Raw genomic sequence first — 9,907 nt, 5'->3', positions numbered from 1 at the left:
GCCCCGGCCGCCCCCGCCGGACAGGGCTCCGCCGCCGACGGCTCCGCCGCGGGCGCCCCCGGTCGCGCGGCCCGGCGGGCCCGCCGGCCGCTGCTGGGCGGCCTGCTGGCCCGCCTGGCCCTGCGCACCCCGGCGGCCCGGCTGGTGCGCGGCCGTCACGCCCGCTACCTGCACGAACTCACCCGCGCCTTCGAGCAGCGCCGGTGGGAGGACGCCCTGCGCGACGCCGTCCGGCTCGCCGGGGCCAAGGCGGCCGACCAGCGGCCCTGGCTCTCCCTCGGCCTGCCCCGCCGCTACGCGGGCGAGCTGCGCGCGACCCCGCAGGCCGGCGGCGCGGGCGGCGCCTCCCCGCTCTCCGGTCCCACCGTGCACCAGCACCTCTCCGCTCTCTACCGCCGAGCCGCCGAGGAGCTGGAACGCGACGGCCGGGTCGACGAGGCGGCGTTCGTCCTCGCCGACCTGCTGAACGCACCGGCCGAGGCGGTCGCCGTGCTGATCCGCCACGACCGCACCGCCCAGGCCGCCGAACTCGCCGAGGGCCGGGACCTGGACGCCCACCTGGTGGTCCGGCTCTGGTGGCGGGCCGGCGAGCGCGAGCGCGCCGTCCGGATCGCGCACCGCCGTGGTGCCTTCGCCACCGCCGTCGAACGCCTCTCCGCCACCCACCCGCAGGCCGCCCGCGAACTGCGCGCCGCCTGGGCCGCGCACTGCCGGGACGCCGGCGACCGCCTCGGCGCCGTCGAGGCCGCCTGGCCCGACGAGTCGCTGCGGCCCTCGGTCGCGGCCGACCTGCGCGACGCCGTCGCCCTCGGTGGCCCGGCCCGGGGCCGGGCACTGCCCTACCTGCTGGCGCTCGGCGCGGGGGAGTCCACCCGGGCGCTCGCGCTGGCGGTCCTCGACACCGACGGCGACCCGCGCTCCACCGGGCGCTCGGCGCTCGCCGCGGCCCTGGCGGACCTTCCGGCCGCCGACCCGGCCGCCGACCGCGAACTCGCCACCGCCGCCGCCCGGGCGGTCGTGCGGGACGGCGGCTTCGGCGGCGCCCAGGCCGGCCGGGCCGAGAGCGTCCTCGCCAAGCGGCTGTTGGAACGCGCCGACCCGCTGGCCGCCGCCGACCTGCCCGGTCCGCGGCGCGACACCCGCCCCGCCGGCGCCGCGCCCACGCACACCGCCGCCGACCGGCCCGGCACACTGCCGGTGCTCGACGCGGCACTGCTCGGATCGGGTGCCGTGCTGGTCGCCTGCGGCCAGGCGGGCGTACGGCTGCTCACCGCCGACGGCCGTACCAAGGCGCGCTGGGACGTGCCCGCCGACGAGCTCGTCCTCGCCGACCACGGCGGCAGCGCGCTCCTCGTGGCCGGCTACGGCGCGACGCGCGAGATCGCCCGGCTCGACCTCGCCACCCGCGTCGTCCGGCCCTGGACCACCCTGCGGGTGCGGCAGCTCGCCCGGTCCTTCGACGGCCGCCACCTGGTCACCGTGGACGAGGACGGCATCGCCGTGCTGGACACCCTCGCCCCCCGCCCCACCGTGGTCTGGCGCGAACTCGGCAACGGCCAGCGGCCGGTGGGCCGGATCTCCCGGACGGCGACCAGCTGCGCGGCCGTCGTCGTCTCGAACCTGCCCGACGGCTCGCCGCTCACCGAGCTGTGGCGCTGGGACCAGCCCGGATGGGAACTGCGCGCCCGGCTCCGGCTGGACCGCACGGCCGGGGACCCCGGCGAGTCGGCGGTGGTCGCCGGCGGCGGCCTGCTCACCGCGCACCGGCAGTTGCAGCCGGACCGGACCACGCTCTCCTGGACCACCGACACGGCCGGGGGCGTCACCGAACTGACCGTCGAGGGCCTCGCACCGCACGCGCCCACCGTCGACGGCGATCACTGGGCGCTCACCGTGCCGCTCGCGGACGGCACCGGCGCCCTCGTCCGCACCGGCACCGGCCCGGACGCCGCGCCCGCCGCCACCGTCGTCTTCCCGCAGGCGGACCCGCCGTACACGGGCCTGCGCGGGCACGCCGGCGCGGTGACCCACTGGCACCGCTCCGGCCGGGTCCTCGCCACCTCGGCGGACGGCGCCACCCTCCTCGCCAACCTGCGGGTCACCACGGACTGAGACCGTGCGTGAGCTCGGCCGGAGCCCGAGCCGGAGCCGGAGCCGAAGCCGGAGCCGGAGTCCGAGCCGGAGCCCGAGCCCGAGCCCGAGCCAGGGCGGCAGCCGGAGCGGTCCGCGGGCCTCAGGTGAGCGGTCGGGGGCGGGCGCCCGCCCGACCTGACGGACGATCGGCGGGCGTTGGCGGGCGTTGGCGGGTGTTGGTGGGCGGCGACGTACGTCGGCGGGGTCGTGCCCGGAGGTTCCCCGCCCTCAGCGCTTGAGGTAGGCCAGGACCGCCAGCACGCGGCGGTTGTCGTCGGCGGACGCCTCGATCCGCAGCTTGGCGAAGATGGCGGCGGTGTGCTTGGCGACGGCGCTCTCGCTGATGTGCAGGGTGCTCATGATGGCGGCGTTCGACCGGCCCTCGGCCATCAGCTCCAGCACCTGGTGCTCGCGCGGGGTCAGCTGGGAGGTGTTCCCCCGGGCGTCGCTGCGGGCCAGGAGCTTGGCGATGACCTGCGGGTCCATCACCGTGCCGCCGGCCGCGACGGTGCGGACGGCGTCGATGAACTGGGCGGTGTGCGTGACGCGGTCCTTGAGCAGGTAGCCGATGGCGCCCTCGCCCCCGGCCAGCAGCTCGTGGGCGTAGAGCTGGTCCACGTACTGGGAGAGGATCAGGACGGGCAGGCCCGGCCGGGCGCGGCGGGCTTCGAGGGTGGCCTGGAGGCCCTCGTCGGTGAAGGTCGGCGGAAGGCGGATGTCGACCACGGCGACGTCCGGCTCCTCCTCGCGCAGCGCGCGCAGCAGGGCCGGGCTGTTGTCGACGGCCGCGACCACCTCGCAGCCGTGCTCCTGGAGGGTCCGTATCAGCCCGTCGCGGAGGAGGAAGAGGTCTTCGGCAATGACGACGCGCACGGTATCTCCAGGGTCACGGTGGTCGGTCCGCCCTGCGGGCTGTGCAGGGTGAGGCTCCCGTCGAAGGTACTGAGCCTGCGCCGCACACCGTAGAGTCCGCTCCCCCGGGAGGGGTCCGCGCCGCCGCCGCCGTCGTCGGTGACGGTGACCCGCAGCACGGTGTCCGCGTGCGCCAGGCGGATCCGCACCTCGCGGGCGCCGGAGTGCTTGGCCGCGTTCGCGAGGAGTTCGCCGACCGCGAAGTAGGCGGCGGACTCGACGGGTGCGGGCAGCCGCCCCGGCAACCGGACCTCGACGTCGACGTCGAGGAAGCTGTCGAGCGCCAGTGACCGGACGGCGTCGCCGAGACCGCGGTCGGCGAGGACGGGAGGGTGGATGCCGTGGACGAGGTCCCGGAGGTCCTGGAGCGCCCGCTCCGAGGTGCTCCGGACCACGAGCAGCAGCTCGCGGGCGGTCTGCGGATCGGTGTCGAGGAGCCGGGTCGCCTTGTCCAGGGTCATGCCCAGGGCGACCAGCCTGGCCTGCGCCCCGTCGTGCAGGTCCCGTTCGATGCGCCGGAGTTCGGCCGCCTGGGTGTCCAGTGCGTCGGCGCGGGTGTCGGCCAGGTGCTCGATGCGGCGGACCAGCTCGGTGGAGTGGGGCGCGGCGAGCGTGCGCCGGCTCCACCGGGCGTGCAGATCCAGCACCCGGGGCGCGAGACGCAGCCCCGCCGCGACGAACACGAGGCCGAGGACGGCGGCGGCGAGCATGGTGGCGGTGGACTCGACGGGGATGAAGGCGTACCAGTTGCCGTCGCCGACGAGCCGCCAGATGAACGGCTGCACCAGTGCGCCGAACGCCCCGTACTCGATGAGCGCCAGCGGCACCGCGACCAGCACCCCGCCGGCCCACGGTTCCAGCCACGCCCATCTGAGGTCGTGCCAGAAGCCCTCGTCGCCGAGGACGGCGGCCGCCCGCCGCCGGCGGCTCCCGGAGCCGTCGACGGCGAGCGGTTCGGGCGGGCTGATCCGGGTGCCGGTCCAGCGGGCGGTCCAGGAGCGGTACCGGTCCGAGAGCCGGCGCAGCGCCGCCGCGGCGGGCGGCAGCAGGGGGAACCCCACCCCGACCGGCAGCAGGAGCAACGTGCACACCACCAGCCCGCCGACCGCGGTCACCGCGAAGCCGGCGAGTGACAGCAGCTGGCACCGCCCGACGGCGGCCCAGCCGCCCGCGGCCCGGCCTCCGGCCCCCCGGGCCGCGACCGTGGCGTCCGCCCGCTGTGCTCCGCGCGCCGCCCGGGCCGCGGCACCCCCTGCTGCCGTGCCCTGTCGCGCTGCCGTGCCTGGCCGCTTCACCCTGCCCACCGGCTCTGCGTGCCCACGCGATCTGCCGTGCCCACCCGCTCTGTCCTGCCCACCCGTTGTTCCCCCGTCAGCGCGCGCCGTGCTCCGCCGCGGTCACGAGCCTAGTGCCGGGCGCCCGCACCACCCACGGCAGCGCCGCCACCAGGCACGCGCCGCCGAACAGCACCATCGGCAGCACCGCGCCGGAGTCGTCGTCCAGGAACAGGAGCATCCCCAGGTTCACCAGGGTGTGGAAGCCACCGGCGAGCAGCAGCCGATTGGAGCGGACGTGCTCCAGACCGAGGCCGAGCACGACGGACATCGCGACGGTCGCCAGCAGGAAGCCGGCCGCGTACGCCGGGGCGTGGGTGAGGACCTGCACGTGCCAGAAGCCCCACACCAGGCCGACCAGGGCCGACGCGGCGACCGGGCCGAACCTGCTCCGCACCATGGGCTGGAGCAGGCATCGCCAGCCGATCTCCTCTCCGCACGCGCCGACCAGTTGGGCCACCACGACGAGTGCGAAGGGGTGTGCCAGGGTGCGCGGATCCGTGAACCGGCCGGCTCCCTCCAGCAGGGCGTACGTGCCCGCGGCGAGCGCGATGATCAGCGGCGCCGAGAGCAGCACCCGGACTTCCCGGCCCACCTGGCCCGCGCGGCCCACCTGGCCCGCGCGGCCCACCTGGCCCGCGCGGCCCGTCCGGCCCTTCCCGGCCCGGGCGGTGTCCGGCGTCCGGCGTCGGGGCAGCGCCCCGGCGAGACGCTGCCGGATGCGCGAGGGCCAGAGCAGCGCCACCACCAACACCCCTGCGGCGGGACCGAACTGGGTCAACTGGACGACCTCCGGCGGAATCCCCGTCGCGGGCTGCACCGCCCCCAACGCCCCCGCCGCGACGAACGCCACGGTGAGGAACACCGCCGTCTCCGCCTTCCATGCCCGCATGATCTCCAGCCTCCTGCTCGTGCGGTCCGTCTCTGTCGACGTCGACTCTTCCGGTCCGCGTCGCCGGGGCCATTGCGTGTAGCTGCCCAACGGGGGGTGTATCCAGGTGCACCCCCCGGGCGGCGTCGGGCCTTTCCGGGTCCATTTGGGGACATGTAGTATCCCGGTTATGTTGATGGGTGAGGGTGTGGAGTGGGGCCTGCACTGCTGCCTGGCGTTGGCCTGGCTCGACGACCAGGCGCCGATCCCGACGGGCCGGCTGGCGGAGATCTTCGAGCTGCCGCCGGTGTACCTGAAGAAGCGTCTGCAGCCGCTGGTGCGGGCCGGTGTGCTGACCTCCGTGCCGGGCGCGCGCGGCGGGTACCGGCTGGCGCGCGCACCCGAGGACGTCACGTTGATGGACGTGGTGGCCGCCGTCGAGGGGACGACGGAGGCGTTCCGCTGCACCGAGATCCGCCGCAGGGGAGCGGGTGTCGAGGCGGCGGCGGGCGAGTTCGCGCGCCCGTGCGGGATCGCGGGCGCGATGCGGCGGGCCGAACTGGCGTGGCGCCGCGAGCTGGCCTCGCAGACCCTCGCCGACCTGCTGGCGGCCAGCCCCGCGGGTGCGCCCGGGCGTGTCCGGCGCTTCCACGAGCGGCTGGGTGGGGGTGGCTGACCGGCCGTCATGCCGTGGGCGGGACAGCCCGCATGCCACGCCGGCCCCCATGGCCCGCGGACCGGAGCGGCCCGCATCCCGGTCCGCCCGCCGTAGCCCGCCCGCCCGTCCGTCCGTTGTACCCAGCCCGGCCGCCCGGTCGGGCTCTTTGCGAAGGAGAATCGGGACATTGCATATCTCGTTAAGGCGGGAGTCGCCCGCTGCCACTACCCCTGCCCCTGCCACGACCGGCCCGACCCCGTCCCGGACCGGCGTCGTCCCCGTCCTGGCCCTGGGCACCTTTGCCGTGGGCACGGACGCGTTCGTGGTCGCGGGGTTCCTGCCCGACCTGGCCGGGGACCTCGGCGTGTCGACGGCGGCCGCGGGCCAGGCCGTCACCGCCTTCGCGGCGGCGTACGCCCTGCTCTCCCCGGTGCTGGCGACCCTCACCGCCCGGGTGCCACGCCGGACCCTGCTCGTCGCTGCGCTCACCGGGCTCGGCGTGGCCAACCTCGCCACGGCGCTCGCCCCGACCTTCGCCGCGCTGATCGTCGCGCGGGTGGCCGCAGCCGGCTCCGCGGCGGCGTTCACCCCCAACGCGGGAGCGGTCGCCGCCTTCCTGACCGGCCCCGAACGGCGGGCCAGGGCCCTGGCCGTGGTGGTGGGCGGGCTGACCGTCGCGACCGCACTCGGCGTCCCGCTGGGGGACGTGGCCGGCGAACTGACGGGGTGGCGCTGGGCGCTGGCCGCGGTCGCGGCGCTCGCGCTGCTCACCGCGGCGGTGCTCGCCCTCCTGCTGCCCGCGTTGCCGGGCAACCCTGCGGTGCCACTGCGGGAACGCCTCGCGGTGTTGCGTCGTCCGGCCGTGCGCGCCGTCCTGCCCCTGACCGTGCTCGGCATGACGGCGGCCTACACGGTGTACGCGTACAGCGTTCCGGTGCTCGCGGCGGTCGGCATCGGGGAGTCCGACACGGCGTGGCCGCTCTCGCTCTACGGGCTCGGCGCGGTGCTCGGCAATCTCGCCTCGGGGTACGCCACCGACCGCTTCGGCCCGGTTCGGGTGCTGTCGACGGGCTACCTCGTGCTGGCCGCCGGGCTCGGGGGGCTCGGCCTGCTGGCGGCCTACGGGACACGCGCGCCCGCTCTCGTGGGGTTGCTCGCGGTGGCCTGGGGGGCGGGCAGCTGGTGCCAGACCCCGCCGCAGCAGCACCGGTTGATCGCCGCGGCACCGCAGGAGGCGCCGCTGGTCGTCGCCCTGAACTCCTCCGCTGTCTATGCCGGTATCGGGTCCGGCACCGTGCTCGGCGGGCTGACGGCCCACGCCGGGGCCGCCACGATGTACGCCACCGCCGCGGCGCTCGCCGCCGTCGCCGCGGCCTGCCTGCTCGCCACCGTCGGCCGCACGCGTTGAGGGCTGGCCCGTGGGCTCACCGGACGCGCTGAGGGCTGGCCCGTGGGCTCGCCGGACGCGCTGGGGCCAAGGCCGGTGAGCCTGGCGGGCGCGTTGAGGCCCGGCCGGTGAGCCCGGTGACTCCTTCCCGGGACTTCTTCCGTCGGCTTGTCACACTTCCGCGATCCGCTCCGTCGAAGGGATGACAGCACGAGCGAACACCGAGAGAAGGACACCACCGTGAACGACGCCCGTATGGCCAACCCCGCCGTCGTCATCCCCGAGGCGATGCCCGCGATCCTGGGCGTGCTCAAGGCCGCGAAGAAGGGGGGCGTGCCCGAGTCGACCCTCGAACTCGTCCACCTGCGCGCCAGCCAGATCAACGGTTGCAGCTACTGCGTCGTCGGCGGCGTGGCGAGCGCGAAGAAGAACGGCGAGACCGACGAGCGCCTGCACGCCGTCGCCGCCTGGCGGGAGGCGCCGTACTTCACCGACGCCGAGCGGGCGGCCCTGGAGCTGGCCGAGCACGTCACCCGTCTCGCCGACCGGGCCGTCGTGCCGGACGTCGTCTGGGACGCGGCGGCCGCGTACTTCGATGAGAAGCAGTTGGCCTCGCTGGTCCTCTGGATCAGCCTGACCAACTTCTTCAACCGTCTGAACGCCACCACCCGCCAGCCCGCCGGCGCGACCTGGTGACACCCGGGCCGTCGCTGTGACCCGCGCCCGGTGCCGGGCGGCTCCGCGTCGCCCGGTACTCGGCCGTGTGGCGGTGGGCGGGTGGTGGTGGGGCCGGGCAGCGGGCTACCGGACCGGGCCGCGCTCGTCGACGAGGACGGTGGGTTCGGTCAGGAACAGGCCGGGGCCGGCCGGGCCGTAGGCGACGTTGAAGGTGTCCAGCCAGTAGGACCAGTCCCGTATGCCCGCCGCGCTGGAGAAGCGGTAGTTGAGCTGCCATCGGACCCACTGCCCGGGTGCGAGCCGCACGGCCGGCGGGCGCCGCACGCGCGGCGGAAGGCCGTACAACGGCTCCACCGGGGGCAGTACCCGCAACCGGCCGTCGGCCTCGCGCAGCCCGAGGGCGCCGGGCGGGAGGACCTCCCAGCGTTCCCGCGGTGCGAAGCCGTCCGCCTCGGCCATGCTCACCACGTGCACCAGGTGTACCGGGCGTCCTGGGCGTACCGGGTGCATCGACGGCACTGGCGGTACCGCCAGCACCGACTGCGAAGGCGCGAACGGCGTCGAGGGTTGCGGCGGCACCGCGAAGCCGGCCGCCGCGGCATTCCGGCGGGCCGCCGCCGGCCCACCCCGCGACCGCTTCGTCCAGGACGTCCTCACCCACTGGACCGTGATCCCTGCGCCCCGCCCGGTCCCTGCGCCCCGCCCGGTCCCTGCGCCCCGTCCGGTCCCCGTGCCCCGCCCAGTGCCCGTGTCGCGCTCGGCGCCCTCGGGGTGTCGGGCCGTCACGCGGTCGCCACCGGAACGCCGTCCGGGCGGCCCGCGAGCAGGGCGGCGAGGTGGTCCGCGCAGCGGAGGGCGGCGGTGGCCATCGCGCTCCGCGTCATCCCGGCGACGTGCGGGGTGAGCAGCGCGTTCGGCAGGCCGGCGAGGGGTGAGGCGAAGGCCGCGTGCTCGTGCTCGAACGTGTCGACGGCGGCGGCCGCGAGCGGGTGGGCGGGGTCGCGGAGGGCGTCGGCCAGGGCCTGCTCGTCGACGATGCCGCCGCGGGCGGTGTTGAGCAGGACCGAGCCGGGCCGCATCAGTTCCAGCTCCGCCCGGCCGATCAGTCCGCGGGTCTGCGGGGTGAGCGGCAGGTGCAGGGAGACGACGTCGCTGCCGGCCAGGAGCGTACGGAGGGAGTCGGCGGCGCGCACCGGGGCCCCGGCCGGGCGGCGGGAGAACGCCTGGACGTCCATGCCGAGGGCCCCGGCCCGCGTGGCCAGGGCCAGACCGGTCCGGCCCAGGCCGACGATGCCGAGGGTGAGCTCGGAGAGCTCCACCGCCGGCGTCACCGGTGTGCGCCAACTTCCCCGGTGCGCGGCCTCGTTGTGGGCGGGCAGGTCGCGGGTCAGGGCGAGGAGCTGGGCCAGGGCGAACTCGGCGACCGCGTTCGCGTTGGATCCCGGTGTGTGGGTGACGGCGACGCCGTGCCGGGTGGCGGCCGCGAGGTCGACGTGGTCGGTGCCGGCCCCGGCCCGCCCGATCGCCCGGAGTCGGCGGGCGAGACGGGGGTCGGTCGCCGTCGCCAGGAAGGCGGCGCGCATCGGCACCCCGCCACGGGACTTGACGGCGTCGTACCCGAGGCCGCCCCGGACGGTCGCGGCGAGCAGTGCCGACTCGTCGAAGGCGTCGAAGTCGGCGAACTCGACCCGGGCGGCCCAGGCGGCCCGCGCCGCGGCGCTGTCGGCCACCCGCCGGAGGTTGAGGGTGACGGCGAGCCCGTGGCCGAGCAGCCGCGCCAGCTCCCGGTCGAGCAGCCCGCCGGGGGCCGCGTCCAGCAGCACGTTCTGGGGCTGACGCACGGTGTCTCCTTGCGTGGGTGACGGTGCGTCGCGCCATCCGTCGCGACGCTGTGTACGGGCCGGAGTGGCACCCGGGGCCGCCCACTCTATGAT

At 76.4% G+C, this 9,907-nt stretch carries 8 protein-coding genes and 1 pseudogene; 4 read left to right on the top strand and 5 right to left on the bottom strand.

Annotation, left to right across the window (positions count from 1 at the left end):
- A pseudogene (locus tag ACFC1F_RS41255) lies at positions 1-2,112 on the top strand (hypothetical protein); the annotation flags it as partial.
- Between the two features lie 249 nt (positions 2,113-2,361).
- Here the strand turns inward: ACFC1F_RS41255 and ACFC1F_RS41250 are convergent.
- The 3 genes from ACFC1F_RS41250 to ACFC1F_RS41240 form a co-directional block, all read right to left on the bottom strand.
- A complete protein-coding gene (locus ACFC1F_RS41250) occupies positions 2,362-3,006 on the bottom strand; it encodes a response regulator (RefSeq protein WP_376166690.1) in 645 nt (214 codons plus the stop codon).
- The gene (locus tag ACFC1F_RS41245) at positions 2,958-4,349 is read right to left on the bottom strand and encodes a sensor histidine kinase (protein WP_376166688.1); all 1,392 of its coding nucleotides are present in this window, start codon (positions 4,347-4,349) and stop codon (positions 2,958-2,960) included. The genes ACFC1F_RS41250 and ACFC1F_RS41245 overlap by 49 nt, the downstream gene beginning before the upstream one ends.
- A 67-nt stretch (positions 4,350-4,416) precedes the next feature.
- Positions 4,417-5,271 carry a lysostaphin resistance A-like protein gene (locus ACFC1F_RS41240; protein ID WP_376166685.1) on the bottom strand — a complete coding sequence of 285 codons (855 nt, stop codon included), beginning with the start codon at positions 5,269-5,271 and terminating at the stop codon, positions 4,417-4,419.
- Positions 5,272-5,440: 169 nt separating this feature from the next.
- On the opposite strand from ACFC1F_RS41240, the gene ACFC1F_RS41235 reads away from it, so the two are divergent.
- The 3 genes from ACFC1F_RS41235 (at position 5,441) to ACFC1F_RS41225 (ending at position 7,991) form a co-directional block, all read left to right on the top strand.
- A complete protein-coding gene (locus ACFC1F_RS41235) occupies positions 5,441-5,926 on the top strand; it encodes an RrF2 family transcriptional regulator (protein ID WP_376166682.1) in 486 nt (161 codons plus the stop codon).
- 169 nt (positions 5,927-6,095) lie between these two features.
- On the top strand, positions 6,096-7,316 hold the full coding sequence (locus ACFC1F_RS41230; RefSeq protein WP_376166680.1) for an MFS transporter: 1,221 nt from the start codon (positions 6,096-6,098) through the stop codon (positions 7,314-7,316).
- A 234-nt stretch (positions 7,317-7,550) separates the two neighbouring features.
- Positions 7,551-7,991 (top strand): carboxymuconolactone decarboxylase family protein, encoded by a 441-nt coding sequence (locus tag ACFC1F_RS41225; protein ID WP_376166693.1) that lies wholly within the window; start codon positions 7,551-7,553, stop codon positions 7,989-7,991.
- Positions 7,992-8,096: 105 nt separating this feature from the next.
- Here ACFC1F_RS41225 and ACFC1F_RS41220 read toward each other — a convergent pair whose 3' ends face one another.
- Positions 8,097-8,645 (bottom strand): hypothetical protein, encoded by a 549-nt coding sequence (locus ACFC1F_RS41220; protein ID WP_376166691.1) that lies wholly within the window; start codon positions 8,643-8,645, stop codon positions 8,097-8,099.
- A 110-nt stretch (positions 8,646-8,755) separates the two neighbouring features.
- Positions 8,756-9,814, bottom strand: a complete 1,059-nt coding sequence (locus ACFC1F_RS41215) for an NAD(P)-dependent oxidoreductase (protein ID WP_376166678.1) — start codon at positions 9,812-9,814, stop codon at positions 8,756-8,758.
- Between the last annotated feature and the right edge of the window lie 93 nt (positions 9,815-9,907).

The organism is Kitasatospora sp. NPDC056181, assembly GCF_042266225.1.
In the GTDB taxonomy this organism is placed as follows: domain Bacteria; phylum Actinomycetota; class Actinomycetes; order Streptomycetales; family Streptomycetaceae; genus Kitasatospora.
This window is presented reverse-complemented; position numbering and strand designations above follow the sequence as displayed.

Excerpts from the sequence above, each read along its gene's own strand:
- ACFC1F_RS41240 (WP_376166685.1), bottom strand. The coding sequence starts at position 5,271 with ATGCGGGCATGGAAGGCGGAGACGGCGGTGTTCCTCACCGTGGCGTTC.
- ACFC1F_RS41235 (WP_376166682.1), top strand. The coding sequence starts at position 5,441 with ATGTTGATGGGTGAGGGTGTGGAGTGGGGCCTGCACTGCTGCCTGGCG.
- ACFC1F_RS41225 (WP_376166693.1), top strand. The coding sequence starts at position 7,551 with ATGGCCAACCCCGCCGTCGTCATCCCCGAGGCGATGCCCGCGATCCTG.